General features: G+C 70.0%; 21 protein-coding genes. 10 read left to right on the forward strand and 11 right to left on the reverse strand.

Annotation, left to right across the window (positions count from 1 at the left end; translation table 11 throughout):
* Positions 1-33 precede the first annotated feature (33 nt).
* Entirely contained in the window at positions 34-2,982 is a 2,949-nt protein-coding gene (locus tag AAHG03_RS08125; protein ID WP_342150062.1) for a bifunctional [glutamine synthetase] adenylyltransferase/[glutamine synthetase]-adenylyl-L-tyrosine phosphorylase, read from the reverse strand.
* Positions 2,983-3,268: 286 nt separating this feature from the next.
* Complete coding sequence (locus tag AAHG03_RS08130; protein ID WP_342150063.1) at positions 3,269-3,544, reverse strand: hypothetical protein; 276 nt, start codon at positions 3,542-3,544, stop codon at positions 3,269-3,271.
* A 114-nt stretch (positions 3,545-3,658) separates the two neighbouring features.
* Between AAHG03_RS08130 and AAHG03_RS08135 the strand changes: the two genes are divergently transcribed.
* The 3 genes from AAHG03_RS08135 (at position 3,659) to trpS (ending at position 8,297) form a co-directional block, all read left to right on the forward strand.
* Positions 3,659-5,995, forward strand: coding sequence for an ATP-dependent helicase (locus AAHG03_RS08135; protein WP_412759727.1), 2,337 nt, complete (start codon positions 3,659-3,661; stop codon positions 5,993-5,995).
* Positions 5,996-6,375: 380 nt separating this feature from the next.
* A complete protein-coding gene (locus AAHG03_RS08140; RefSeq protein WP_342150065.1) occupies positions 6,376-7,092 on the forward strand; it encodes a PhoH family protein in 717 nt (238 codons plus the stop codon).
* Between the two features lie 143 nt (positions 7,093-7,235).
* The gene (gene trpS / locus AAHG03_RS08145; protein ID WP_342150067.1) at positions 7,236-8,297 is read left to right on the forward strand and encodes a tryptophan--tRNA ligase; all 1,062 of its coding nucleotides are present in this window, start codon (positions 7,236-7,238) and stop codon (positions 8,295-8,297) included.
* A 126-nt stretch (positions 8,298-8,423) separates the two neighbouring features.
* Here the strand turns inward: trpS and AAHG03_RS08150 are convergent, their stop codons facing one another.
* Both AAHG03_RS08150 and AAHG03_RS08155 read right to left on the reverse strand, forming a co-directional pair.
* Positions 8,424-8,738, reverse strand: coding sequence for a hypothetical protein (locus tag AAHG03_RS08150; protein ID WP_342150068.1), 315 nt, complete (start codon positions 8,736-8,738; stop codon positions 8,424-8,426).
* A gap of 140 nt (positions 8,739-8,878) precedes the next feature.
* A complete protein-coding gene (locus tag AAHG03_RS08155; RefSeq protein ID WP_342150070.1) occupies positions 8,879-9,520 on the reverse strand; it encodes a transglutaminase-like cysteine peptidase in 642 nt (213 codons plus the stop codon).
* A 179-nt stretch (positions 9,521-9,699) separates the two neighbouring features.
* On the opposite strand from AAHG03_RS08155, the gene AAHG03_RS08160 reads away from it, so the two are divergent.
* Positions 9,700-10,098, forward strand: coding sequence for an acyl-CoA thioesterase (locus AAHG03_RS08160; protein ID WP_342150072.1), 399 nt, complete (start codon positions 9,700-9,702; stop codon positions 10,096-10,098).
* A gap of 8 nt (positions 10,099-10,106) precedes the next feature.
* On the opposite strand, the gene AAHG03_RS08165 is transcribed toward AAHG03_RS08160, so the two are convergent.
* Positions 10,107-11,012: an alpha/beta hydrolase gene (locus AAHG03_RS08165; protein WP_342150074.1), complete on the reverse strand. Its 906-nt coding sequence runs from the start codon at positions 11,010-11,012 to the stop codon at positions 10,107-10,109.
* An 82-nt stretch (positions 11,013-11,094) separates the two neighbouring features.
* Positions 11,095-12,024, reverse strand: a complete 930-nt coding sequence (locus tag AAHG03_RS08170; protein ID WP_412759728.1) for a lytic transglycosylase domain-containing protein — start codon at positions 12,022-12,024, stop codon at positions 11,095-11,097.
* A gap of 146 nt (positions 12,025-12,170) precedes the next feature.
* Here AAHG03_RS08170 and AAHG03_RS08175 point away from each other — a divergent pair, with 146 nt between their 5' ends.
* Genes AAHG03_RS08175 through AAHG03_RS08185 form a run of 3 tightly spaced genes read left to right on the forward strand, consistent with a single transcriptional unit; the run spans position 12,171 to position 15,951 of the window.
* Positions 12,171-13,799 (forward strand): ABC transporter ATP-binding protein, encoded by a 1,629-nt coding sequence (locus AAHG03_RS08175; protein ID WP_342150076.1) that lies wholly within the window; start codon positions 12,171-12,173, stop codon positions 13,797-13,799.
* A gap of 2 nt (positions 13,800-13,801) precedes the next feature.
* Positions 13,802-15,019 (forward strand): phosphopentomutase, encoded by a 1,218-nt coding sequence (locus tag AAHG03_RS08180; protein WP_342150078.1) that lies wholly within the window; start codon positions 13,802-13,804, stop codon positions 15,017-15,019.
* A gap of 2 nt (positions 15,020-15,021) precedes the next feature.
* On the forward strand, positions 15,022-15,951 hold the full coding sequence (locus AAHG03_RS08185) for a glycosyltransferase family 2 protein (protein WP_342150080.1): 930 nt from the start codon (positions 15,022-15,024) through the stop codon (positions 15,949-15,951).
* 126 nt (positions 15,952-16,077) lie between these two features.
* On the opposite strand, the gene AAHG03_RS08190 is transcribed toward AAHG03_RS08185, so the two are convergent.
* Positions 16,078-16,419 carry a hypothetical protein gene (locus AAHG03_RS08190; protein WP_342150082.1) on the reverse strand — a complete coding sequence of 114 codons (342 nt, stop codon included), beginning with the start codon at positions 16,417-16,419 and terminating at the stop codon, positions 16,078-16,080.
* A 224-nt stretch (positions 16,420-16,643) separates the two neighbouring features.
* The gene (locus tag AAHG03_RS08195) at positions 16,644-17,660 is read right to left on the reverse strand and encodes an alpha/beta hydrolase (protein WP_342150083.1); all 1,017 of its coding nucleotides are present in this window, start codon (positions 17,658-17,660) and stop codon (positions 16,644-16,646) included.
* A 115-nt stretch (positions 17,661-17,775) separates the two neighbouring features.
* Here AAHG03_RS08195 and meaB point away from each other — a divergent pair, with 115 nt between their 5' ends.
* Together meaB and AAHG03_RS08205 are read left to right on the forward strand one after the other, a co-directional pair.
* Positions 17,776-18,765, forward strand: a complete 990-nt coding sequence (gene meaB, locus AAHG03_RS08200; protein WP_342150084.1) for a methylmalonyl Co-A mutase-associated GTPase MeaB — start codon at positions 17,776-17,778, stop codon at positions 18,763-18,765.
* A 98-nt stretch (positions 18,766-18,863) separates the two neighbouring features.
* Complete coding sequence (locus tag AAHG03_RS08205; protein ID WP_342150287.1) at positions 18,864-19,523, forward strand: pyroglutamyl-peptidase I family protein; 660 nt, start codon at positions 18,864-18,866, stop codon at positions 19,521-19,523.
* Between the two features lie 59 nt (positions 19,524-19,582).
* Here AAHG03_RS08205 and AAHG03_RS08210 read toward each other — a convergent pair whose 3' ends face one another.
* Complete coding sequence (locus AAHG03_RS08210; protein ID WP_342150085.1) at positions 19,583-21,547, reverse strand: cytochrome C oxidase Cbb3; 1,965 nt, start codon at positions 21,545-21,547, stop codon at positions 19,583-19,585.
* 300 nt (positions 21,548-21,847) lie between these two features.
* On the opposite strand from AAHG03_RS08210, the gene AAHG03_RS08215 reads away from it, so the two are divergent.
* A complete protein-coding gene (locus AAHG03_RS08215) occupies positions 21,848-22,591 on the forward strand; it encodes a sigma-70 family RNA polymerase sigma factor (RefSeq protein WP_342150086.1) in 744 nt (247 codons plus the stop codon).
* A 189-nt stretch (positions 22,592-22,780) separates the two neighbouring features.
* Here the strand turns inward: AAHG03_RS08215 and AAHG03_RS08220 are convergent, their stop codons facing one another.
* Together AAHG03_RS08220 and AAHG03_RS08225 are read right to left on the reverse strand one after the other, a co-directional pair.
* On the reverse strand, positions 22,781-23,620 hold the full coding sequence (locus AAHG03_RS08220; RefSeq protein ID WP_342150088.1) for a class II glutamine amidotransferase: 840 nt from the start codon (positions 23,618-23,620) through the stop codon (positions 22,781-22,783).
* Between the two features lie 98 nt (positions 23,621-23,718).
* Entirely contained in the window at positions 23,719-25,488 is a 1,770-nt protein-coding gene (locus AAHG03_RS08225) for an N-acetylglutaminylglutamine amidotransferase (RefSeq protein ID WP_342150090.1), read from the reverse strand.
* Between the last annotated feature and the right edge of the window lie 7 nt (positions 25,489-25,495).

Raw genomic sequence — 25,495 nt, forward strand, 5'->3', positions numbered from 1 at the left:
GGGTGGGGCGGGGTGCCGGCAAGGCGCTGTCCTTCACCCGGCTTCACCGAGGCGCCGGTCGAAGATCGCCCGCACCGCCTTCCGCTCGGTCTCCAGTTGCGCCGCGAGCGCCTTGGCGTCGGGGAGGTTGGCCGCGCGGGCAAGCCGCGCCATGGCGACGGGGGAGGCTTCGGTCGGGTCGCCCTCGACCATCAGGCGCTGCCACTGATGCACGTCGTCGAGGAGGCGGTAGGCGTGGGCCAGCCGCTCCGCCTCGCCGCCGTGGAGGAGGCCGATTTCCGCGGCGCGGGCGAAGAGCGCCGGGGCGTCGAGGCCGACGAGATCGGGGTGGTCGTGCGCGTGGGCGAGCACCAGGGCCTGGCCCAGGAAATCGAGATCGAGCAGGCCGCCGGAAGCGAGCTTGAGATCGAGCGGGCCGTGGTCGCCCTTCTCGCGCTCGACGGTGGCGCGCATGTCGCGCACCGCCGCATAGACCGATTTCGCATCGCGCGGCCGGCGCAGGGCCTCGCCGATCACCTCTGAGACCTCCTCGGCGAGGCTCGTGTCGCCCGCGATCACGCGGGCGCGGGTCAGCGCCATGTGCTCCCACAGCTCGGCTTCCTCGCTCTGATAACTGCGGAAGCTCCTGAACTGCGTCGCCGTCGCGCCCTGGCCGCCGCCGGGACGCAGGCGCAGGTCCACCTCGTAGAGCAGGCCGCGGCGGGTGGGGGCGGTGAGGGCGGCGACGAGGCGCTGCGTCAGCCGGTTGTAGGCCACCGCCGCGTCGAGCCGCTTCGGGCCGGCGCTGGTGCGGTCCTCAGCGTCGAAATCGTAGAGCACGACGAGGTCGAGATCGGATTCCGCCGTGAGTTGCCGCGTGCCGAGGCGCCCGTACCCGATGACGACGAGCCGCCCCGCCGGCACCGCCCCATGCTCGGCGAAGAATCTTTTCGAGACCGCTTCCAGGGCAGTGGCGACGGCCGCGTCGGCAATCGCCGAGAACGCCTCGCCCGCGCCCTTGGGCGTGAGGATGCCCGACAGGAGCCGCGCGCCCGCGACGAAGCGGAGTTGGCGCGCGGCGTCGCGGCTGCGGTCCAGAAAGATCTCGTGGTCGGTCGGTTGGCCAAGCAGCGCGCGGTAATGCGCGGCGATTGCCCCGGGGTCGATGACCGGATCGCCGAAATCCGGGTCGATCACCGCGTCGAGCACATGCGGGCTGAAGGCGACGGTGCCGGCGAGCCGCGGCGCGCTCCCCAGCAGGTCGGCGAAGAGCAGGCGCAGGCGCTCGTGCTCGCGCAGGATCGTCAGCAGCTCGACCGCCGCCGGCATCCGGCCGAAGGCGCGGTCGAGGTTGGCCAGCGCCGCGTCCGGGTCGGGCGTGCCGGCGAGCGCCTTGAGGAGCGCGGGCACGAGTTCGGTCAGCACCTCGCGGGCGCGGGGACTACGCACGGCGGCACGCCGCCCGAAATGCCAGCCGCGCACGGTCTCGGCCACCGTCTCCGGCTCGCGGAAGCCGAGGCTGCGCAGCGTCGCGAGCGTCGCCGGATCGTCGGCGGCGCCGCTGAAGACGAGATCGCCGACTTCCGAGGAGAGATCGGGCCCGGCCTCGAACAGCAGGGCGTAATGCGCCTGCACCCGCCGGGCGTGGTGCAGCAGGGCCGCCTCGAAGGCGGGACGGTCGGGGAAGCCGGCAAAGCGGGCGAAGGTGTCGAGTTCGCTGCCGTCGGTCGGCAGGCGCTGGGTCTGCTCGTCGCGCACCATCTGCAGGCGGTGCTCGATGGTGCGCAGGAAGGCGTAGGCTTGCGCCAGCTCGTCGCGGGCTTGCCCCGAGATCCAGCCGTCTTCGTGGAGGCGGTCCAGCATCGGCACGGTCGAGCGCCCGCGCAAGGTGAGGCGGCGCCCGCCGAAGACGAGTTGCTGGGTCTGGACGAAGAACTCGATCTCGCGGATGCCGCCGCGCCCGAGCTTGATGTCGTGACCCGCGACCGCGAGCGCCTCGTGACCGCGCACGGCGTGGATCTGGCGCTTCATCGCGTGCACGTCGGCAATCGCCGCGAAATCGAAATACTTACGCCAGACGAAGGGCGTCAGCTCGGCCAGGAATTTTTGGCCCGCCGGAATGTCGCCCGCGATGGGCCGGGCTTTGATGAAGGCGGCGCGCTCCCAGTTCTGCCCGGTCGTCTCGTAATAGACGTAGGCCGAGGCGAGGCTGAGCGCGGTGGGCGTCGAGCCGGGATCGGGCCGCAGGCGGTAATCGACCCGGTGGACGTAACCGTCGCGGGTGCGCTCCTGGAGCAGCTTCGCGGCGCCCTGCGCGAGGCGCGTGAAGAACGGCGTCGGCTCCAGGCCCTGCTTCAGCGGCGCGGTCTCGGGATCGAAGAACACGATCAGGTCGATGTCGCTCGAATAGTTCAGCTCGCGCCCGCCGAGCTTTCCCAGCCCCAACACCATGAGGCCGGAGCCGGCCTGCGGATCCTTGAGGTCGGGCGGCAGGAAGCGGCCGGCCGCCGCGGCCTGGAGCAGGAGCGCGTCGAAGGCGGCGGAGACCGAGGCGTCGGCGAAGTCGGAGAGCGCCGCCGTCACCCGCTCCAGCGGCCAGACGCCGCCGATGTCGGCGAGCGCCACGAGCAGCGCGTGTTCCGCGCGGTTCCGGCGCAGCGTCCGGCCCAGCGCGTCGAGATCGGGGGCGGCGCGCCCGGCCGCGCGCTGGTCTGCAAGGATGCGGGCATCCGACGCCTCGGGCGATGCTTGGAAGAGCCGCGCGAGCCAGTCGGGCTCGCGGGCGGCGAGCGACCAGAGGAAGGGCGAGTGGTCGGCGAGCGCCAGGAGCAGATCGCGCGCCGGCCCGTCGCGCAGGTCGGCGGGAAGCGCTTCGGCGATCTCGGCGAAACGCTCTTGCGCGCGGGGGCGGTCCGAGAGCGGCGGGGCCGGTCCGAGGCGAGCGGCCAGCGGCCCGTCGTTGCCGGCGGCTTGAGCATCCTGCCTGTTCGTTGCTCTGTCCATGCCGGTCCGCAGCGTTCGCAGCGCCGCCCGATCCGCGGCGCTGCCAATGAAACGCGCAATCGGCGCGCCTTCAAGGTGTCCGGGCTGCGATCACTCGACCTCCGTCATTCCGGGGCGCGAAGCGAACCCGGAATCCACGACTGGCCTCGACCCCTTGTGTGAGCCGCGCATCACGGGTGGATTCCGGGTTCCGCTGCGCGGCCCCGGAATGACGGTCGAGAATGAGAGGCCCCGTTGGCATTCCTGCCTTCGCGCCTCCGCGATCAGAAAGCGCGCGATCCGCCGCTCACCGCCGCGGCGCGAAGCTCGGGCCGGTCGGCGGCGGTTGGTTGAGGGGGGCGCGCTGGATCTGGTTGCGCACGGCGCTGTTCTCCAGCGTCTGGCGCTGCTGGAAATTGCGGTTCTGGTTCTGGACCTCGAAATTCTGGTTCATGCGGCTGGTGCCGCTGTTGTGGCCCTGGCCCAGCACCTGAGCCTCGGAAGCCGTGAGGCCGGCGAGCAGCGTGAAGAAGGCGATCGTCAGCACACGGAGTATCGGGGCGCGAACTTTGAGGGCGCTCATGGCCTCGCTTGTCCTTTGCGGAGGGAGGGTGTTTCGGGGAGTGACGCCCGAGGGCAGGCGACGGTTCCGGGCCGGGTCTCGACGGCGTTCGCCTTTTGGTCCAGGGATGCGCGCATGATGGAAGATCGTGACACCGCGGCGGGCGCGCCCGCGTCGATCGCCGCCCGCGCGATGGCGGCCCTGCGGCCCGAGGGCGCGTCCTACCTGTCCGGCCTCAACCCGGAGCAGCGCCGCGCCGTCGAGGCCACCGAGGGCCCCGTCCTCGTGCTGGCGGGCGCGGGCACCGGCAAGACCCGCGTGCTGACGACGCGCATCGCCCACCTGATCGCGACGGGGAAGGCGCGCCCCTACGACATCCTGTCGGTGACCTTCACCAACAAGGCCGCCCGCGAGATGAAGCACCGCATCGGCGCGCTGATCGGGCCGGCGGGCGAGGGTATGCCCTGGCTCGGCACCTTCCATGCCATCGGCACCAAGATTTTACGACGCCACGCCGAACTGGTCGGGCTGAAATCCGACTTCACGATTCTCGGCACCGACGACCAGATCCGGCTGATGAAGCAGGTGATCGCCGACCAGAACATCGACGAGAAGCGCTGGCCGGCCCGCTCGCTCGCCCACACCATCGACGGCTGGAAGAACCGCGGCCTGTCGCCGGAGCAGGTGCCGCCGGGCGAGGCGCAGGCCTTCGCCTTCGGCAAGGGTGGGGCGCTCTACAGCGCCTATCAGGCGCGGCTCGCGACGCTGAACGCGGTCGATTTCGGCGATCTTCTGTTGCTGTGCCTCAAGCTGTGGCGCGAGAATCCGGACATCCTGGCCAATTACCAGGACCGCTTCCGCTACATCCTCGTCGACGAGTATCAGGACACCAACGTCGCCCAGTATCTCTGGCTGCGGCTGCTCGCCCAGGCGCGAAAGAACGTCGCCTGCGTCGGCGACGACGACCAGTCGATCTACGGCTGGCGCGGCGCCGAGGTCGACAACATCCTCCGGTTCGAGCACGACTTTCCCGGCGCCACCGTGGTCCGCTTGGAGCGCAACTACCGCTCGACCGGCCACATCCTGGCCGCCGCCTCCGGCCTCATCGCCAAGAACGAGGGCCGGCTCGGCAAGACCCTGCGCACCGAGGACGAGGCGGGCGAGCCCGTCACCGTCTCCGGCTCCTGGGATTCGGAAGAAGAAGCGCGCCAGATCGCCGAATCGATCGAGTCGCTCCAGCGAAAGCAGCACCCGCTCTCCGAGATCGCGGTGCTGGTGCGCATCTCGGCGCAGATGCGCGAGATCGAGGATCGCTTCGTGCAGGTGGGCCTGCCCTATCGCGTGATCGGCGGCCCGCGCTTCTACGAGCGGGCCGAGATCCGCGACGCGCTGGCCTATCTCCGCGTCACCATGAACAGCGCCGACGATCTCGCCTTCGAGCGCATCTTCAACACCCCGAAGCGGGGCCTGGGCGATGCGACGCTGCAGACGCTCCACGCCTTCGCCCGCGCCGACCGGATTCCCCTCCTGAGCGCGGCAAAAAAGCTGATCGAGACCGACGAGCTGAAGCCCCGCGCCCGCTCGATGCTGCGCGGCCTCGTCGAGAGCTTTTCGCGCTGGACCCGGCTAATCGAATCGAAGCCGCACCCGGAGGTGGCGCAGACCATTCTGGAGGAATCCGGCTACACCGAGATGTGGCAGAAGGACCGCTCGGCGGACGCCGCCGGGCGATTGGAAAACCTCAAGGAATTCGTCCGCTCGATGGAGGAATTCCCGGATATGGCCGGCTTTCTCGAACACGTCTCGCTGGTGATGGAAGCGAGCGAAGCCGAGGGCGCCGATCGCGTCTCGCTGATGACGCTGCACGCCGCCAAGGGCTTGGAATTCGACACCGTGTTCCTGCCCGGCTGGGAGGACGGCCTTTTCCCGAACCAGCGCGCCATCGACGAGAGCGGGCGGGCCGGGTTGGAGGAAGAGCGGCGGCTCGCCCATGTCGGCCTCACCCGCGCCCGCAAGCGCGCGAAACTGTCGTTCGCGGTCAACCGGCGCATCCACGGGCTGTGGTCCTCGACCATCCCCTCGCGCTTCATCGACGAGTTGCCGCCCCAGGCCGTGGACGTGATCGAGGCGCCCGCCCACTTCTCCGCCGGCGCCTCGCGGTTCGACCGCAACCCGGCTCCGTTCGGCTCGTCCTACGGCACGCCCGGCTGGCAGCGGGCGCAGGCCAACACGTCGGGCGGCTTCGGTGCCGGGAATCGCGGCGGCGGGCGCTCCGGCGGCCCGCGGGAGATCGAGGGCGAGCTGGTGGCCAAATCCACCGCCACGGCCTCGTCCTTCACCCACGGCGCGCGGGTCTTCCACACCAAGTTCGGCCCCGGCACGGTCGCGGGCATCGACGGCAACAAGCTCACCGTTGACTTCGACAAGGCCGGCCGAAAGATGGTGCTGGAGAGCTTCCTCCAGCCCGGATGAAGCCTGCGGCGAGGGGCTTTGCCCCTCGCTCCCGCTCGCCCGAGGAGGGCGACGCCCGCGATGACGATGCCTGGATCGTCCCGATCCGCCGGCTCCGGCCCCCAGAGGGCCGCGTCATCGCTTCTTCGCTCCCCCGTCACGCCCCTGTCGCCCGCGGCTGAAAAGCTTTGCGCGAGGGGCAAGCGTGGCTCCGGGGACGCATCCACAACGATTCATCGCGAGCGTGGAACCGACTCGGCAGGGTTGGCTTTGCTCTTGCAATCACAGCACTGGCCTTGGCCGAAGAGCTGTTCAGTTCTCAGGAGGTTTTGAGACAGTCGAGGCTTGTCAACATATCGAGGCTGCTGAGTCACGCACGAGTCAAGGTGGAGTGTTGATCCATGAAGAGACGACGCGCACGGCTTGAACTGGTTGAGGACCGACCGATCCGCATGCATCGGACCCGGTTCGACGAGGAACGCAATCCCGCCCCGATCCAACCCCTGACCGACCGGCAGGGCCAATACCTCGACGCTCTCGCTTCCTCGCCCCAGGTCATCGTCCTGGGGCCCGCCGGCACCGGCAAGACCTACATCGCCGGCACCCGCGCAGCCGACCAGCTCCGCCAGCGCCGGATCGCCAAGGTCGTCATCACCCGCCCCAACGTCCCCTCCGGCCGCTCGCTCGGCTTCTTCCCCGGCACGCTGGAGGAGAAGATCGCCCCCTGGGTCGCGCCGCTCACCGAGACCATGAAGGAGCGCATGGGCGCCGGCGCCTTCGACGTCGCGGTCAAGGCCGGCGACATCGAGGTGGTGCCGTTCGAGGTGATGCGGGGCCGCACCTTCAAGAACTGCCTCGTGATCTTGGACGAGGCGCAGAACACCACCACGGCCGAGATTAAGATGTTCCTGACCCGCATCGGCGACGATTGCCAGGTCATCATCAACGGCGACGTCTCGCAGACCGACCTGCGCGAGACCTCGGGGCTGCGCACCGTGATCCATCTGGTGAAGAGCCGGATGATGAACATCCCGATCGTGGAGTTCACCCTCGACGACATCGTCCGCTCCGGCATCTGCGCCGAGTGGGTGCGGGCGTTCGAGGAAGCGAGCCTGTAGGGAAGGGCGCCTCTCCTCCCCCTTGCGGGGAGGGGAACGCGTGCTCCCTCGCCTTGACCCGGCGGCACCGGCGGGCCAGAGAACGCCCCTTCGAACGGGATGCGAGATCGCCTCGGCCCGGCCTGCACCTGGGACCCGAGCCGATGGCCGCGTTCAACGAACTCGTCTTCTCCGGCGTCCAGCCGACCGGAAACCTGCACCTCGGCAATTATCTCGGCGCGATCAAGCGCTTCGTCGAGATGCAGGAACGCGACGCGCAGTGTCTCTACTGCGTGGTCGATCTGCACGCGATCACCCTGTGGCAGGACCCGCAGGCGCTGCGCGGCCAGATCCGCGAGGTCACCGCCGCGTTCCTGGCCGCGGGCATCGATCCGAAGCGCTCGATCGTGTTCAACCAGTCCCAGGTGCCGCAGCACGCCGAACTCGCCTGGATCTTCAACTGCGTGGCCCGTCTCGGCTGGCTCAACCGCATGACGCAGTTCAAGGACAAGGCCGGCAAGGACCGCGAGAACGCCTCCATCGGCCTCTACGACTATCCGGTGCTGATGGCCGCCGACATCCTGGCCTACCGGGCGACGCACGTGCCGGTCGGCGAGGACCAGAAGCAGCACCTCGAACTGACCCGCGACATCGCGCAGAAGTTCAACAACGACTTCGGCGCGTCGATCCAGGCACACGGCCACGGCGAGCAGTTCTTTCCGATCACCGAACCGCTGATCGGCGGCCCGGCCGCCCGCGTCATGTCCTTACGCGACGGCACGAAAAAAATGTCGAAGTCGGACCCGTCCGAGTATTCGCGCATCGCGCTCACCGACGACGCCGATGCCATCGCCCAGAAGGTGCGCCGGGCCAAGACCGACCCGGAGGCGCTGCCCTCCGAGGTCGAGGGCCTGAAGGGCCGCCCGGAAGCCGACAACCTCGTGGGCATCTTCGCGGCGCTCCGCGGCATCACCCGCGAAGAGGTGCTGAAGGACTTTGGGGGCGCGCAGTTCTCGAGCTTCAAGCCGGCCCTGGCGGACCTCGCCGTCGAGACCCTCGCGCCGATCAACGCCGAGATGAAGCGGCTCTTATGTGACACGGCCCATATCGACGCGGTGCTGGTCGACGGCGCCGCGCGCGCCGAGGCCATCGCGGCACCGACTCTGGATGCCGTCAAGGACATCGTCGGCTTCGTCCGGCGCGGGCCCGCCTTGCGGGCGGTCTGAACCGCACGACGATCTGGGCGCCCGCCTTCGATAGATTCGGAGCGCGGATTGATGGGCGCTCGGGCGGCGCCCTGGAAAGGCTCGGAAGCCGGGCCGAGCTTCAGGAGAAGCCAAGCGAAAAAACCGTCAGAGCGCGCTCAAGCGCGGCAGGCCGATCAGCCGCTCGCGGGCGCGCGCGATCAGCGCCGGGCGGATGCGGGACACGTCCTCGCCGTCGAGCATCGGCGAGGTCGAGAGCGCGGCGAGATACGCGGCTTCCGGCTCGCGGCAATGCGAGACCGCCTTGGTCGCGGCATAGCTGCGGCTCGTGGTGCGGGCCTGCTCGGCGAAGGTCTCATCGAGGCAGGTCTGCCAGGCGGCGTGGCGCGTGCCGGCGCTCTCGTCGGCCCGGGCGGGGGCGGCGAGGAGGGCGAGGGCGATCAGGGGGAGCACGCGACGCATAGGCGAACCGTAGGCGGGACCAGGGTTTCCGGCGCCGTGGGCGAAGAGCGAAAACCTTCCGTCAACCTTCGCCGCCGACCCGTTAAGACCGGATAACGCGCGTGCCTGCGATCCGGTCCCGAAACGGGACCCTAAAATTCTCAGCGGTTGGCGGCGGTGACCGGCGAGGCGTCGCGGCCGAGCGCGACCCAGCCCACGGCGTCCTGGCTCTCGCGCTTGACGAAGGTGTAGCCGGTCTGAGTCCAGGGCAGGACCGTGCCGGTCTTGTTGTCGAGGATGAGGTCGCCGCGGTTGGTCACGACGGTGAGGACGGCGTGGCCCTCGCCCTTCTCGTCGATGACGACGGTCATCCGCAGGGCCCGGCGGGGCAGGCCGGCCTGGACCAGCAGGCGGCGCTTGAGCAGCTGGAAGTCCTCGCAATCGCCCCGGCCGTCCTCGGCGAGGTCCCAGCGGTCGGCGGAGCGCCAGTGCTCCTGATCGGTCACCGCCTCGACCGCCCGGTTGATGCGGCGGTTGACGGTGTTGATGGTCTGCCAGAGCGCCGGGGTGAGGGTGACGGACGCCGCCTCGGTGCGATCGACGGCGCATTCGCCGGGGTAGCGCTCGCAGAACTCGGCCCAGGCGGCGATCGGACGGGCCGCGCCCGTGGTGACCGCCGAGAGGCCCGGCGCCGGCAGCGCCTGGGCCAGGGCGCCGGTCGCCCCGAGGCCGGCCAAGGCGAGGGCCGCGATCACGCTGCGGCGGAGGGTGGAAAAGCGGCGCTGGGCGAACTCGTTACGCATGACCCGACCCGAACTCTTAAGCTCACGTTAATAAGCTCTCACAGGCGGCGGGCAGGGGCAATCGGAAGGTTAAAGATCGGTTAACGCCTTCCGTCGCATTCGAGCGATCGACGGGGCGGATGAAGCAAGGCATGGGAACTGCTACGCTTTTCCCGACGACGCCGAGTCCAGAGCCGCTGATGACCCTTGAGACGCCCACGCCGCCGACCGAGCACGGCCCACCTGTGATCCGCACCATCGCGATGCCCGCCGACACCAATCCGGCGGGCGACATCTTCGGCGGCTGGCTGATGGCGCAGATGGATCTGGCGGCGGGCAACGTCGCGGCCCGCCGCGCCAGGGGGCGCTGCGCAACGATCTCGGTGGAGGCGATGACCTTCCACCGCCCGGTCTTCGTCGGCGACGAGGTCAGCCTCTACGCCTGGATCGTGCGCACCGGGCGCAGCTCCATGGCGATCCAGGTCGAGGTCTGGCGGCGCGAGCGCGAGGGCGAGACCACGATGAAGGTGACGGAGGGGCTGTTCACCTTCGTCGCCATCGGGCCGGACCGGCGCCCGCGGCCGATCCCGGAGGCGTGAGCCGAACCTCAGTGCATCGTCAGCGTCGTTAGGCGCTTCGCGCCTGCGTGCTGGTGCAGGAAGGCGCTCATCTCGGCGAGCACGGGGGCCTTGCGGCGGAAGGTGACCGAGAGGGCGAGCAGCGTGTCGGAGTGGTCGAGGCCGGGATAGACCCGCTCCTGCACCGGCACGCGGGCGGTGCGCAGGCGCGCCGCGAGGCTCTCGGTGTTGCGGGGGCGGACCACGGTGTCGGCGTCGCCGGTCGCCAGGAAGGTCGGCGGCGAGTGCGGGCCGGCGAAGTTCACCGGCTGGGTCGCGGGCGCGTCGGGGGCCTGCCCGAACACGTCGATCGAGGTCTTCTGGTCGAAGGGCAGGAAGTCGTAGGGGCCGGACAGGCCGGCAATCGCGCGGATGGAGCGCGGATCGACGCCGGCGCGGCGCAGGTATTCCGGGTTCAGCCCGAGCATGGCGGCGTTGTAGGCGCCCGCCGAATGGCCCGCGAGCACGATGCGGTGGGCGTCGCCCCCGTAGGCCGCGATGTTGTCGCGCACCCAGGCGATGGCCGCCGCGCCGTCGTCCAGGAAATCGGGGAAGCGCACCTTCGGATAGAGCCGGTAATCCGGCAGCACGGTGACAAAACCCTGCGCGGCGAGCGCCTGCGCGGCGAAGGCGTAGTCGGCCTTGCTGCCGCTGTTCCAAGAGCCTCCGTAGAAGAACACCAGCACCGGCGCCCGGTCGTGGGGCACGCTCGGCACGAACACGTCGAGGCGCTGGCGCGGGTCCTCGCCGTAGGCGGCGTCCTTGAGGACGAGGCGCCCGCCCTTGTCGCGCGGGCCCAGCGCATCGAACAGCGCCAGCGGCGAGCAGCCGCTGAGGCCCACCGTGGTGAGCCCGAGGCAGATCAGCGAGACGAGGGAGACGAACGCTTTGATCATGTCGTCCTTGGATTGACGCGGCGGGCGCGGCGGATTCATGGCGCGCTCGCGGCGAAACCGGAGAGGCTCGGAAAACAGCGGCTCACGTGCGCAACACGATGCAGGCGCCGCCGACATTGCGGATCTTCTGGCAGACGGCGTCGGCCGCCCCGCGGCTCTCGGCGGGGATGCGCACGCGGTAGAAGGCGCGGGTGCCGCGGAAGCGCAGGCGCGTGCCGATGATCATCGGCCGCACCTCGCCGATTACGCTCGCGTAGCTGGAGCGGGCCCGCTGGAAGCTCGCCAGCGCCAGCGACTTGGAGAAGTTGCCGGCGAGCTGGATGCCCCAGGGGGCCGCCGGGCCGCCCTCGACGGGCAGGGCGAAGCGGTCGCCGCGCGACGGGATGCGGAGCGCCGCGGTGACCTGAAGGCAGCTCTGGGTCTCGGCCTCCGGCGCGGGCGGTTTCTTGTCGTCCTTCTTGGTCTCGCCTTCCGGCAGCTCGACCGTGGCGCCGGGGCGCCAATCCTCCGCCGGGCGGCCGGTGATGGCGATGACGTAGGCCCGCGTCTCGGCGGGCAGGCCGCCCGAGCCCGCGAGCCAGTTCGTCACCCGCCCCGGCCCGCCATTGTAGGCCGCCGCCGCCAGCCCGAGATTGCCGAATTGCCGCTTCAGGTCGGACAGGAAGTGGGCCGCGTGCGGAATCGCCTGCTCGGGATCGAACGGGTCGGTCAGCCCGCGCTCCTTGGCGGTACCCGGCATGAACTGCGCCACGCCCTGAGCGCCCGCCGGGCTGACGACGCCGACGCGAAAACTGCTCTCGCGCCAGATCAGGCGGGTCAGGAACGGCACCGGCAGGTTCTGCGCCTTGGCCGAGCCCTCGATCAGGCGGCAGAGCGCCTGCTCCACCGTCTCGCTCTCGGGCGAGGCCACGGCGAAGGCGGGGCCGGCGAGCGCGAGGAGCGCGGCGAGGGCCGAGGGGAGGGAGCGGAGGACGCGGGACACGCCGGCCCATGTAGGACACGGGACGCCCATGCGTAGCCGTTCGCTGTGCATTGCACACAAGCGCCGCCGCGCTTGCGGCGTCCGGCGCGATTCGCGTGTCCGGCCCCGCGCGCTATAACCCCTCCCGACCCGCACCTGAGCCGAAGGGGCGGTCCGTCCGTTTCCGCCGGGGCCCGATGAGCGACATCCTTCTGACCGTCGAGGATCTCTCGGTCGCCTTCCGCACCCGCGAGGGCGAGACGCTGGCCGTGGACCGCGTGTCGTTCTCGATCGGTAAAGGCGAGACGCTGGCGCTGGTGGGCGAATCCGGCTCGGGCAAGTCGGTAACGGCGCTGTCGATCCTGCGGCTCCTCGACGGGGCGGCCCACCATCCGGGCGGGCGGATCGTGTTCAAGGGCCGCGACCTCCTCACGCTGCCCGAGAAGGAACTGCGCAAGGTGCGCGGCGCGGACATCACCATGGTGTTCCAGGAGCCGATGACCTCGCTCAACCCGCTCCACACCATCCAGCGGCAGATCGGCGAGGTGCTGGAAATTCACCGCGGCTTGAAGGGCCGGGGGGCGCGCAGAAGAATCCTCGAACTGCTCGAACTGGTGGGCATCCGCGATGCCGAGCGGCGGCTGGGCGCCTATCCGCACGAACTCTCCGGCGGCCAGCGCCAGCGGGTGATGATCGCCATGGCGCTCGCCTGCGAGCCCGACCTGCTGGTCGCCGACGAGCCGACGACGGCGCTCGACGTGACGGTTCAGGCGCAGATTCTCGCCCTGCTGGCCGATCTGCGAGAGCGGCTCGGCATGGCGATCCTGTTCATCACCCACGATCTCGGCATCGTCCGGCGGCTCGCGGGCGAGGTCTGCGTGATGCTGCGCGGGCGCATCGTCGAGGCCGGGCCGGTGGCGACCGTCTTCACCCGGCCGCAGCACGAATACACCCGGCGGCTTCTCGATTCCGAGCCCTCGGGCCGGGCCAACCCGGTCGATCCGACCGCCGAGCGGATGGTCGAGGCCGGGCCGCTCAAGGTGTGGTTTCCGTTGAAGGAAGGTCTGCTCCGGCGCACGGTGGGACACGTCAAGGCGGTCGACGGCGTCAAGCTCGTCGTGCGGGCGGGCGAGACGGTCGGCGTCGTCGGCGAGTCGGGTTCCGGCAAGACCACGCTCGGCCTCGCCCTGCTGCGGCTGACCTCGTCCGAGGGGCCGATCGTCTTTTTGGGCCAACGCATCGAAGAGTTAGGCGCCAAATCGATGCGGCCACTACGAAAAAACATGCAGGTCGTCTTTCAGGACCCCTACGGCTCGCTCTCGCCGCGCATGTCGGTGGGCGACATCGTCGCCGAGGGGCTGGAGGTGCAGGGGCAGGTGAAGTCGGCCTCCGAGCGGCGGACCCGCGTCGCCAAGGCGCTGACCGATGTCGGGCTCGATCCGGCGGCGATGGACCGCTACCCGCACGAATTCTCCGGCGGCCAGCGCCAGCGCATCGCCATCGCCCGCGCCATCGTGCTGAACCCGCGCTTCGTCGTCCTCGACGAGCCGACCTCGGCGCTCGACCGCTCGGTCCAGGCGCAGATCGTCACTCTGCTGCGCGACCTCCAGCGCGAACGGGGGCTCGCCTACCTGTTCATCAGCCACGACCTGAAGGTGGTGCGCGCGCTCTCGAACTACGTGCTCGTCATGCAGCACGGGCAGGTGGTGGAGGAGGGGCCCGCCGACCGCATCTTCGAGGCGCCCCGGACCGAGTACACCCGCACCCTGTTCGCCGCGGCGTTCGAACTCGACGCGCAGACCACCGCCGAGCCGGTCCCGGCCTGAACATGGCCCGGGCCCTCCTCATCGTCCTCGATTCCGTCGGCATCGGCGGCGCCCCGGACGCCGACCGCTACGGCGATGCCGGCTCCGACACCGTCGGCCACATCGCCGAGGCCTGCGCGGCGGGCCGCGGGGACCGGCCGGGTCTGCGCGCCGGGCCGCTCCGTCTGCCGAACCTCGCAGCCCTCGGGCTCGGCCTCGCCTGCGAGGGTGCCACCGGCCGGGTGCCCCCGGGCCTTGCGCCGATGGGCGCCGTGCGGGCGCTGTGGGGCCACGCCGTCGAGATCGCCGCCGGCAAGGACACGCCGTCCGGCCATTGGGAGATCGCGGGCGTGCCGGTGCGGGAGGCCTTCGGCCACTTCCCCGACACGCGGCCGGCCTTCCCGCCGGAACTGGTCGCCGCGCTGGTCGCGCAAGCCGACCTTCCGGGCATCCTCGGCGACCGGCACGCCTCGGGCACGGTCATCATCGACGAACTCGGCGCCGAGCATGTCCGCACGGGCCAGCCGATCTGCTACACCTCCGCCGACAGCGTCTTCCAGATCGCCGCCCACGAGGAGGCTTTCGGGCTGGAGCGGCTCTACGAGACCTGCCGCATCGCCCGCCGGCTCTGCGACCCGTACCGCGTCGGCCGCGTCATCGCCCGGCCGTTCGTCGGCGATGCCGAAACGGGCTTTCGCCGCACCGGACGCCGCAAGGATTTTTCTGTGGCGCCCCCGGCCGACACCCTGCTCGATGTCGCGCAGGCCGCGGGTCGAAAAGTGGTCAGCGTCGGCAAGATCGGCGACATCTTCGCCCACCGCGCGACCGGCGAGGAGATCAAGCCCGGCGGCAACGCCGCCTGCCTCGACGCGGCGCTGGCAGGCCTCAACAAACTGCCGGACGGCGGCCTCGTCTTCCTCAACCTCGTGGATTTCGACACCGAGCACGGCCACCGCCGCGACGTGCCGGGCTACGCCGCCGAGTTGGAGGCGTTCGACGCGCGGCTTCCCGATATCCACGCGGCGCTTCGAGCCGGCGACCTCGCCATCGTCACCGCCGACCACGGCAACGACCCCACGTGGCACGGCACCGAGCACACCCGCGAGCAGGTGCCGATCCTCGCCTTCGGGCCGGGGATCGCGCCGGGCCCGCTCGGCCGGCGCGAAACTTTTGCGGATATCGGCGCCGCGGTCGCGGCGCATCTCGGCCTGCCGCCGCTCGGGGCCGGCACGGCGTGGTGACGATGCCGAAGCTGCTTTCCTGGGCGCGCCGTCGGTTACAGGCTCTGGCGCCGACAAAGCACCGCCCGGACGCCGCGAGTGCCGCGATCCTGCCGCCGGCCGCGACGACGCTGGTCGCCATCGCCAAGACCGAAGGGCGCTACCTGCCCGAATGGATCGCGTTCCACCTGTCGATCGGCATCGACCGCATCCTCGTCTACGACAACGACAGTTCCGACGACGGGGCGGCGATCGTGCGGGCGCTGGAAGGCCGCTTTCCCGTCCACGGCGTGTCGTGGCCGAGCGGCGAGCATGAATCGCCGCAGCTCGCCGCCTATGCCGACGCCCTGAAGCGGGCCGCCCGCAGCGAGTGGGTGCTGTTCATCGACATCGACGAGTTCGCCGTTCCGTTCGGCTATTCCGACTGGCCCGCCTTCCTCGCGACCCTGCCGCCCGACGTCTCCTGCGTCGGCCTCAACACCCGCGTCTTCGGATCGTCGGGCCGCGTCGCGGACGATTACGACCTCGTCCTGAAGACCTTCACGCGCTGCTCGGCGCCGGGCTTCGCCTTCAACCGCCACATCAAGACCCTGGCGCGGCCGGGCGACGTGGCGGAGATGTTCATCCACCACGCCGTCCTGCGGTCCGGGCGCGCCGTCGATTCGGCCCTCGCCGACCTCGTGCTGCCCCTGCCCGGCCGCACGGCGATGCCGGTCTTCGACGGCATCCAGATCAATCACTATCAATCGAAGACGTACGACGAGTTCGTCCGACGCCGCGGCAAGGGCGACGCCAACGTCAATCCGGCCCACGCCGCGAAGATGGCGCGACGGGCGACCCGCGAGGGGTTCGACTACATCGACCGCAACGATGTCGAGGATCGCTCGCTCGCACCGTTCCTGGCGGCGTTCGAACGACAATATGCCGAAGTCCGGGCCGTGCTGGACCGGTGATTTTTTCGATGATCGGTGGCGCAGGCCGCGCGGCTGCGGTTGCGGCCGTCGTGGCGGCGCGATGTTCATCGGGTCGCACGAAGCGTCGGGTGGCCGATGCTTCGTGCGACCGCGGATGTCCGGGCCTCAGGCTTCGTCCTGATCCTCGTCCTCGTCGTCGATATCGACGAGGAACACGATGTCGGCCTCGTCCTCCTCGTCGTCGGCCCCGTCGTTCGCGTGCTGCGGATCGGGCTCGAAATCGCCGTCGCCCTGGTCGGCGGCGATGGCCTCGTCGAACTCCTCGATCTCGTCCTGGCTGGCCGCGCGCACCTTCAGTTCGGAGGTGCCGTTCCAGATCGGCTTGCCGTCGACGGTGAGGGTGCGGATGTCTTCCTTGAAGCCGTCGCAGGTGAACAGGTCGCGGGCGGTCGCCTCGTCGCCGTTGATGACCGCGATCGCCGTGCCGTCGATCTCGAGCGTGAACATGGGCTTGCCTCTCTGCATGGAGCCGCCGGCTTGTAGGCCGAGCGAGGCGGATTCGTCGATTGGCCGCGCGACGATTTCGGAAGGGTCATCGCTCGAAACGAGCGGAGACACCGCATGTCGGGCGCGAAGAGCGCCCCGCTTGAGCGGCCTCGGCTCTGCCGAGGCGTCTAGCGGAGCGAGAAGCCTAAAGCCGCGGACGCGGCTGCCGGCGCTTGAGGCCGCAATCAACCATTGCTTCCCCGCGCGATGGCGCGCTTCACCACTCCCTGAACCTCCTTGTTCGTCAGGAAGAGGTCGTGGTTGAAGATTCCACCGCCGTAATCCGAGGCGTCGGCCACGCGCACGCCGAGCGCTTCGAGCCGCTCGCGGTCGGCCGCGCCCGCGCGCACCACGCCGCCCGCGATGGCGCCGGAGAGTTCGAGCGCCCGGTCGTTGGTGGCCGAGATCACGGTGATGCGCTTGGCGTCCGGCCCCAGCCGCTCGACGCCGTTGGCGAACAGATCGATGTCGATGTCGGGCGCGGCCAGCACCACCGCGCCGATCCGCGCGACCGCCGCCTCGCCGGCCTCGGCGCGCAGCATCCGCAGCGTCTCCAGCGTCAGCAGCGTACCCATGGAGTGGGCGACGATGTGGATGCGCCCGCCGCTCGGCGAGGTGGCAAAGGCCTTGAGCAGGTCCTGGAACGCGTCGCGCGACCACAGCGCGCTCTCGCGGTCGTAGCCGTAATCGAAGGTCGCGGCGGCGGACGGCCACGTGAACAGGGCCGAGGCGCCGGGAAAGCGCACGCCGTCGGAGAGCCGCGCGGCGCTGATCGCCGCCGATTCGAAGGTCTCGCGGTAGCCGTGGACGTAGATCAGCACGTCGCGCCCGAAGGTGGCCTGGGCGAAGGCCCCGGCCGCGGCGGGGCCGGTCGTCACGTCGCCGACCGAGCGCACGCCCCAATCGCCCGAGACCACCGCCGAGACCTTGCCGATCAGCGAGCGGTCGGGGGCCGACATGCGGGCTTCGGTGAAGCTGAGGCCCCGGCCGCGGTCCGAGCCGAAGAACGGCGCCCGCGGCGGGTTGCCGACCGGCTTGCGGGTGGTGGCGACGAGCAGCACCGGGCTGACGTCTAGCGCCGATTGCGTCTCGGCGACGGTGCCGGTGGCGAGCCCGTCCATCACGCATCCCGACAGGGCGGGCGCGAGGCCCGCGGCAGTCGCGAGGCTTAAGAAAGAGCGGCGGGTCGCGTCGGTCGTCATTGCGTGGTTCGTCCCCCGGCAAGGCGGCGGGTTTCGCGCACGATCTTGGCCTTGGCGGGGCAGGACCGCGCTTCCCCTCTCGACGCCCGCCCCGGGGCCCGGCATGAAAGACCGCATGAGCGCCGTCCTCCCCGATCTCGATCAACTCCGCGAACGCCTGCTCGCGGGCGACCGCGCCGCGCTCGCCCGTTCGATCACGCTCGCCGAATCCCGCCGGGCCGATCACCGCGCGGCGGTGCGCGACCTGATCGACGCGGTGCTGCCGCAGACCGGCCGGGCGATCCGCGTCGGCATCACCGGCGTGCCGGGGGTCGGCAAGTCCACCACCATCGATGCGCTCGGCTCGCTGCTGACGGAGGCCGGGCACAAGGTGGCGGTGCTCGCCGTCGATCCGTCCTCGACCCGCACCGGCGGCTCGATCCTCGGCGACAAGACCCGGATGGCGCGGCTCTCGCACGACCGCAACGCCTTCATCCGGCCCTCGCCCTCCTCGGGCACGCTCGGCGGCGTGGCCGCCAAGACCCGCGAGACGATGCTGCTGTGCGAGGCGGCGGGCTTCGACGTGATCCTCGTCGAGACGGTCGGCGTCGGCCAGTCCGAGACGGCGGTGGCCGACCTCACCGACTTCTTCCTCGTGCTGATGCTGCCGGGCGCGGGCGACGAGTTGCAGGGCATCAAGAAGGGGATTCTCGAACTCGCCGACATGATCGCGGTCAACAAGGCCGACGACGGCGAGGGCGAGCGCCGGGCCAACGCCGCGGCCTCCGAGTACCGCGCCGCGCTCCATATCCTGACGCCGCCCTCGTCCACGTGGACGCCGCCGGTGGTCACGATCTCGGGGCTTCACGGCAAGGGACTGGACGCCCTGTGGTCGAAGATCGAGGACCACCGCCAGAAGCTCACCGCCACCGGCGAGATCGAGAAGAAGCGCCGCGAACAGGACGTGAAGTGGATGTGGGCCCTGGTTCACGAACGCCTGCACCAGCGCCTCGTCGGCACGGCGGAGGTGAGGAAGGCGACCGCCGAGGCCGAGAAGTCGGTGGCCTCGGGCGAGCACTCCCCGGCGGCCGGGGCGCAGGCCATCGCGGAGCTGATCGGGTTGTGAGGGGCGCCGCTTTTCTCCTCCCCCTTGCGGGGAGGAGGTAGGAGGTGGGGGTGGTTCAGGATGAGGCGGGAACGGTGCCTTCTGCTCGACCCCCACCCCTGGCCCCTCCCCGCAAGGGGGAGGGGAAGGCCCTCGGCACCGTCTCGGGCTCTCTCCTCATCACCGGCTTCGGCCCGTTCCCCCGCGTGCCCGACAACCCGAGCGCCCGCGTGGCGCGGCGGCTGGCCGGGCTGCCGCATCTGCGGCGCATCCTCGGGCAGGCGCCGGACTGCCTCGTGATGGATGCCCGCTACGCCGCCCTCGACACGCAGCTCGCCCCGGCGTTCGCGAACAATCCGGCGGCTGTGCTGATGATCGGCGTCGCAGCGAGCCGGCGGCGGGTCTGCGTCGAGACGCGGGCGGTCAACCGGGTCAGCCGGCTGTTTCCCGATGCGGGCGGCGCCGTCTCGCATCGCCTCGCGCTCGAACCGGGGGCGCCGGCCCTGCGGCGCAGCCCTGCGGCGCAGGCCGTGCAGGTGGCGCTGGAGCGGGCGGGGCTCGATGTGGCCGCCTCGCGGGATGCCGGGCGCTATCTGTGCAACGCCTCGTATTTCCGCGTGCTGGCCCAGGGCCGTCCGGCCGTGTTCCTGCACATCCCGATGCCGCCGCGGACGAAGCGCCCCGTGCGGGCGGGGCGACCGCACCACGACCCTGAGGCCTGGGTCGCGGCCTTCGCCGAGGCCGCGCGGGTGCTGATGATGCGGGCGCGGCGAAGTTAGCCTATTGTGCCGCGTCGGCTTTTTCCGAAAGCCGGCGGCCACCTTGTCAGACCGATACTCTATGGCGTCGGCACGGACTCGGTCAGGCGATCGACCGACAGCAGGTAAGCGACGAGCGCCGTCTGCTCGTCGTCGGAGAAACCGGCCTGCCGGTCGGCCCAGATGGCGTGGCCCTCGCCCGTCACGCGGGCCGTGCGCGCTTTTTCGGAGGCGGCATTGGCCGCGACCACTTTGGCGCGCAGATCGCGGTCCACCAGGGCGCGCAGGCTGTTGGCGGGGTCGGGCAAGAGGCCGGCATCGACCGTGCCGGGCACGCCGAACTGCGTCGCGGCATCCGCGCCGACCGCGACGCCGGAATCGTGGAGATAAGGCGCGGTCCAGGCGAGGCCGACGAGGTTCGGCACCTTGTAGCCGCCCTCGGTGCCGGCGTGCGCCCAGCCGAGTTGCACCTGCTTGAGCGCGTCGCCTTCGAGCGGGATCGGCACGATCTTCGGGTCGGCGGGGAGTGGGAACGGCGTATCGGTGGCAAACATCGCGGGCGGCGACAGGCGCGCCTCCATCTTGGCCCCGGCCTTGGCCCGCGTCGGCTCGGTGCCGATCTCCTCCACCGGCAGGATGCGGTTGTTGGTGAGCGCGGGCCCCGAATGGCAGCCGGCGCAGCCCGCCCGCTCGAACACCGCGCGGCCGGTCTTCAGCACCGCCGCGTCGGCCGGCTTCGCGTCGGGTGCCCTCAAGAGGTTCTGGAAGGCCGACATAGCGTTGTTGGCGTGGTTGGCCGGCTCGCCCAGCACCGAGGCGAACAGGCCATTGTCGGTCATGTAGTTGGTGGCCGGGAAGCTCGGGAGCACCGCGTAACGGTTGAGGCCGGGCGATTCCGGCGTCGGGTCTGAGGCCGCCAGCACCTCGGTCGGGCGCTTGCCCCCGGCGGGGTCGTGGCGAAATGCGTCGCGGGCCGCGCCCTGGAGGATGGTGCCGAGGTAGAGTTCCGGATCGAGCCCGAACAGCGTCTTGGCCGCGGCCGTCTGCTGCGTCGTGTCGGAATTGGCGGCGTGGACGTTGTTGTTGAGCGAGGACAGGCCCTTGAACGGCCCCACCGCCTCGCGCCCGCTCCAGCTATAGGGCTCGCCGTAGGCGGAAAAGCTCGACGGGATCGAGGTCGGGTTGGTGATGCGGTCGGCCGACGAATCGAAGCTGCCCGGCGGCCAACTCGCCACCTGCACCTTGGCGGCGGCCTCGAATTTCTCCGGGTCCGGCAGCGCGACCTTGGCGCCGTCTTCTTGCGTGACGGTGCGGGTCGGGTCGCCTGGATGGGCGGCGAGGTCCATGTTGCCGTGCATGAAGTAGGCGCTGGCGTTCTTCGACAGGGCCATCAGCAGGCCGGCGTTGAGGTCGATGTTGGGCGCGCCCTCGACCACCTTGCCGGAGGCCGGATCGACCGCCGCGTGGCAGAGCGCGCAGGTGATGCCCATCCGCAGCGTGCCGCGGTCGTAGAAGGTGCGGATGCCGATGATGGCGGGCGAGCCCTTGGCGACGTCGAGCCCGGTCGGCACCTCCTCGCCCTTGCGCCACGTCCGGTCGCCGACGGTCATGTCGCGGCTCATGCGGACCTTGAGGTTGGTGGTGGCGCCGCCGCCGAGCGCGATCACCGCGCGGGCGACCTCGAACGGGCCGACGCCGCCGTCGAGCATCCCCATCACGTCGGACAGGAACACCTCGTTGCCGAAGGTTTCTTTGTAAAATGCCTCGCGCCCTCGCTGGACCAATGCCGCATCGATCGCGACCGCGCCCTTGTCGGGCGAGAGCGCGGCACGCCCTTCCGGCGTCGCCTTCATGCGCTCGGCCTCATCCGCGGCGACGCGGCGTCCGAGCAGGTCGTAGGCAGTGGTGAGCGCATAGCGATCCCGGTTCAGCACGTCGGCCTCGGCCGGCATCGGCGCGTAGCTGAAGCGGCTGAGCGCCCCCACAGTGAGCACGGCCCCGGCCGCGATCCCGGACATGACGACGACGCGCAGCGGCCAGCCCATGGATTTTCATCGACTCCAGACTTGCGACGGTCCGGCCGTCCGCCGACAACGATGCAGTGCGGAAATCGTTCGATCACGGCTAACAAATATTAGGCTGGCCTCAAGTCGGATCGGATCAAGATGCGCGGGGGCGATTATCTTGGTGCGCGATGTCGCAGGACTCGCGAGAGACCGTCGGGAACGTGGGGCGGAAGCGTCGAATCGCTAATCTATGTTGGCGCAGGCGCCGGACATTCGCGGGACAAAAGTTGCCGTGGGGGCATGCGCCCTTGCGCATGTCCGTGACCGCCACAGGACCTGATGCCTAAGACTGCCCTGACTGACGCCACCCTTTCGATGGGCGAGCCGCCCATCATCGCCCTCGACGTCCAGCACCGACTCGGTTCCCTGCTCGCCGAAGCCTATGCCCGAATGCCGGGCAGCCCGGCGACCGACGCGGACCGTTTCGGCGACCTGCTCGCCAAGCTCGGGACCGTCCTCGTCGCGCAGGAAGGGCGTGACGAGGAGTCGTTCCGCGCCGAGATCATCGCGATGACGCCGCGGCTCTACAATTTCGCGATGTCGCTGACCAAGAACCCGTCCGCCGCCGACGACCTCGTGCAGGACACCTTCCTGCGGGCGTGGCGCAGCCGGGCGCGCTTCACGGTGGGCACCAATCTCGGCGCGTGGCTGTTCACCATCATGCGCAACGCGTTCTACTCGCGCCACCGCAAGGAGGTGCGCGAGATCGCCGACAGCGACGGCGACTACGCCGACCGGCTGGCCGCCGCCCCCGAGCAATCCGGCCACGTCGATCTCCTCGACGCGCAGACGGCGCTGACCAAGCTGCCGCTGCCGATGCGGCAGGCGCTGATCCTCGTGGCCATCGAGAACCTCAGCTACGAGGAGGCCGCCACCGTGATGAACTGCCGGATCGGCACGGTGAAGAGCCGCGTCTGGCGCGCCCGCGAGCAGCTGGCGCAGATCCTCGGCTACGACGCCAACGATGTCGGCTCCGACAGCATGACGCTGTCGGCGGTGGGGAATCAGGCTTGGGTTTCGTGACGACGGAGTGACGAAAATTTCCCGCCGTCATTTCGGGGCTCGCCAAAGGCGAGAACCCGGACCCGAAGGGGCGCGCCGGAGGCGTGCAATCCACGACTGGCCGCGACGGTCCGACTTCAGCCGGGTATCCCGCATTACGGGTGGATTCCGGGTTCCGCTTCGCGGCCCCGGAATGACGGTGGGGAGGCTTCAGGCGCTCATCGGCAACTGCAGCCGCGGCAACCCCGAGCGCCGGGCCAGCCCGAACTCCTTGAGCGAGATCACCTCCACCGGCTCGTCCCGGCGCGCGACGACCACGCTGTTGTCGGGCACCGGGGTCCAGCTCTCGTGCTCCTTGTCGAGGGGCTCGGAGACCACCACCACGCCGTCGGCCGACTGGCGGTAGTACATGCTGTTGGCCGCATCGTTCGCAGCATAGCGGAAGGCGTAGAGGTCGCGCCCATCCGCCAAAGCCGCGGTGAAGCGGAACGGATGCCCGTCATCGATGCCGCCGACGAGGTCGGTTACCCGAGCCAGCGCGCGGGCCGTGGCGGTGATCGGGTCGCGGGGCTCAGGCGAGGCCATCAGGCCCTGGCCGAGGATCGCCAGGAACAGCGCTTCCGAATCGGTGGTGCCGGAGCGCGAGGGGTACAGCTCGTCCGGGATCAGCGCCTCGATCGGCCGGCGTAGCCGCGCCCAATCGCCGACATAGCCGTTGTGCATGAACAGCCACGGGCCGCAGGCGAAGGGGTGGCAGTTCGGCCGGGTGATCGGCGTGCCGGTCGCCGCCCGCACATGGGCGAAGAACAGGTGCGAGGTGAGATGGCGGCAGAGGTAGCGCAGGTTCTCGTCCGACCACGCCGGCTGGACCTCGCGGAACCGGCCGGGCTCGGGGTGGTCGCCGTACCAGCCGAGCCCAAACCCGTCGCCGTTGGTCGCGGCGGTCGATTCGAGCGCCTTGATGCTCTGCGAGACCAGCGAATGCGCCGGCTCGGTGATGTAGTGCTCCAGCGGGATCGTGCGGCCTCGATAGGCGATCCAGCGACACATCGATTCGGTGCTCCAGCCCGTGCGCGTTTCTTAGTCCCGGCGCATCGGCGACGATCGTGGAGAATCCGCGTCACCTTGAGCGCAATTCGGTGGCGTCGTCAGACCCCGTGCGATTGCAGCCACGCCTCCAGCAGCGCCACCTGCCACAGCTTGGAATTGCCCTTCGGCGTCAGCGTCCCATCGGGATCGGCCAACAGCTTGTCGACGTAGGCGCGGTTGAACAGCCCGCGCTCGCGCGCCACCGGCTTGTCGAGCACGTCGCGCACGAAATCCATGAACGGGCCGCGGATGTGCTTGAGCGCCGGGACCGGGAAGTAGCCCTTCGGCCGGTCGATCACCGCCGCCGGGACCACCTGACGGGCGGCTTCCTTGAGGATGTACTTGCCGCCGTCGCGCACCTTCAGCTCGGCCGGGATGCGGGCGGCGAGTTCGACCAGTTCGTGGTCGAGGAAGGGGACGCGCGCCTCCAGGCCGCAGGCCATGGTCATGTTGTCCACGCGCTTCACGGGGTCGTCCACCAGCATGATCTGCTGGTCGAGTTCCAGCGTCTTGTCGATGGCGCTCGCGCTCTTCGAGTCGCCGAAGAAGCGGGCGAGGTAGTCGCGGCTGTAATCGGCGCCGATCAGGTCGGGCGCGAGCGCTTCCTTCATCTCCGCATGGTCGCGGTCGTGGTAGGCGCGGGCGTAGTCGGCGACCGGATCGGTCGAGCTCATGAGCTTGGGGTACCAGTGATAGCCGCCGAACACCTCGTCGGCGCCCTGGCCGCTCTGGATCACCTTCACGTGCTTGGCGACCTCCTGCGACAGGAGCAGGAAGGCCACCGCGTCGTGGCTCATCTGCGGCTCGGCCATGGCGTGGATGGCGAGCGGCAGGGCTTCCAGCGTGCGCGAGCCGTCGACCACGAGCTTGGCGTGGTCGGTCTCGAATTCCTGGGCGATGATATCGGAATACTTGAACTCGTCGCCCTCGACGCCGTTCACCGCGTCGAACCCGACCGAGAAGGTCTTCAGGCCCTTCTGGCCGTTGCGGGCGAGCAGCGCGACGATGACCGAGGAATCGAGGCCGCCCGAGAGCAGCACCCCGGTCGGCACGTCGGCGATCTGGCGGCGGGCGACGGCTTGGCCCAGCGAATCGAGCACCGCCTCGCGCCAATCGGCCTCGCTCATGCCGCGGTCGGCGTCGCGCGGGCCGATGACCAGCGACCAGTAGGTTTCCTTCTTCTTCGTACCGTCCGGCTCCAGCGTCAGGATCGTCGCCGGATGGATTTTTCGCACACCTTTCAGGATGGTGAGCGGCGCCGGCACGCCCGCGTGCCAGCTCATGTAGTGGTGCAGGGCTTCCGGATCGATCGAAGTGTCCACGTCGCCAGCAGCCAACAAGGCCGGCAAGGACGAGGCGAAGCGGAAACGCTTGCCCGACTCCGAAAAATAGAGCGGCTTGATGCCGAGGCGGTCGCGGGCCAGCACGACGCGGCCGGAATCGCGCTCGTGCACCGCGAAGGCGAACATGCCGAGGAAGCGCTTCACGCAATCCTTGCCCCAGGCATGGTAGGATTTCAGCACGACTTCGGTGTCGCTGGTGGAGAAGAAGCGGTAGCCCTTCCCCTCCAATTCGGCGCGCAAGTCCTTATAATTGTAGATGCAGCCGTTGAAGACGACTGTCAGGCCGAGTTCGGGATCGACCATCGGCTGCTGGCCGGCCTCGGACAGGTCGATGATCTTGAGCCGGCAATGGCCGAACACCACCGCGCCCTGGCCGTGGATGCCCGAGGCGTCCGGCCCGCGCGGGCTCAGAACCGCCATCATGGCCCGCACCGCGCCGGCATCGGCCGCGCCGCCGTGGCTGATCTCTCCGCAGATTCCGCACATGCCGGGG

The sequence above is a fragment of the Methylorubrum subtropicum genome, assembly GCF_038442325.1.
Lineage (GTDB): Bacteria > Pseudomonadota > Alphaproteobacteria > Rhizobiales > Beijerinckiaceae > Methylobacterium > Methylobacterium subtropicum.

Bases quoted from the DNA above. Each gene is read 5' to 3' on its own strand.
- AAHG03_RS08125 (WP_342150062.1), bottom strand. From the start codon at position 2,982: ATGGACAGAGCAACGAACAGGCAGGATGCTCAAGCCGCCGGCAACGAC.
- AAHG03_RS08130 (WP_342150063.1), bottom strand. From the start codon at position 3,544: ATGAGCGCCCTCAAAGTTCGCGCCCCGATACTCCGTGTGCTGACGATC.
- AAHG03_RS08135 (WP_412759727.1), top strand. From the start codon at position 3,659: ATGATGGAAGATCGTGACACCGCGGCGGGCGCGCCCGCGTCGATCGCC.
- AAHG03_RS08140 (WP_342150065.1), top strand. From the start codon at position 6,376: ATGAAGAGACGACGCGCACGGCTTGAACTGGTTGAGGACCGACCGATC.
- trpS (WP_342150067.1), top strand. From the start codon at position 7,236: ATGGCCGCGTTCAACGAACTCGTCTTCTCCGGCGTCCAGCCGACCGGA.
- AAHG03_RS08150 (WP_342150068.1), bottom strand. From the start codon at position 8,738: ATGCGTCGCGTGCTCCCCCTGATCGCCCTCGCCCTCCTCGCCGCCCCC.
- AAHG03_RS08155 (WP_342150070.1), bottom strand. From the start codon at position 9,520: ATGCGTAACGAGTTCGCCCAGCGCCGCTTTTCCACCCTCCGCCGCAGC.
- AAHG03_RS08160 (WP_342150072.1), top strand. From the start codon at position 9,700: ATGACCCTTGAGACGCCCACGCCGCCGACCGAGCACGGCCCACCTGTG.
- AAHG03_RS08165 (WP_342150074.1), bottom strand. From the start codon at position 11,012: ATGATCAAAGCGTTCGTCTCCCTCGTCTCGCTGATCTGCCTCGGGCTC.
- AAHG03_RS08170 (WP_412759728.1), bottom strand. From the start codon at position 12,024: ATGGGCGTCCCGTGTCCTACATGGGCCGGCGTGTCCCGCGTCCTCCGC.
- AAHG03_RS08175 (WP_342150076.1), top strand. From the start codon at position 12,171: ATGAGCGACATCCTTCTGACCGTCGAGGATCTCTCGGTCGCCTTCCGC.
- AAHG03_RS08180 (WP_342150078.1), top strand. From the start codon at position 13,802: ATGGCCCGGGCCCTCCTCATCGTCCTCGATTCCGTCGGCATCGGCGGC.
- AAHG03_RS08185 (WP_342150080.1), top strand. From the start codon at position 15,022: ATGCCGAAGCTGCTTTCCTGGGCGCGCCGTCGGTTACAGGCTCTGGCG.
- AAHG03_RS08190 (WP_342150082.1), bottom strand. From the start codon at position 16,419: ATGTTCACGCTCGAGATCGACGGCACGGCGATCGCGGTCATCAACGGC.
- AAHG03_RS08195 (WP_342150083.1), bottom strand. From the start codon at position 17,660: ATGACGACCGACGCGACCCGCCGCTCTTTCTTAAGCCTCGCGACTGCC.
- meaB (WP_342150084.1), top strand. From the start codon at position 17,776: ATGAGCGCCGTCCTCCCCGATCTCGATCAACTCCGCGAACGCCTGCTC.
- AAHG03_RS08210 (WP_342150085.1), bottom strand. From the start codon at position 21,547: ATGGGCTGGCCGCTGCGCGTCGTCGTCATGTCCGGGATCGCGGCCGGG.
- AAHG03_RS08215 (WP_342150086.1), top strand. From the start codon at position 21,848: ATGCCTAAGACTGCCCTGACTGACGCCACCCTTTCGATGGGCGAGCCG.
- AAHG03_RS08220 (WP_342150088.1), bottom strand. From the start codon at position 23,620: ATGTGTCGCTGGATCGCCTATCGAGGCCGCACGATCCCGCTGGAGCAC.
- AAHG03_RS08225 (WP_342150090.1), bottom strand. From the start codon at position 25,488: ATGTGCGGAATCTGCGGAGAGATCAGCCACGGCGGCGCGGCCGATGCC.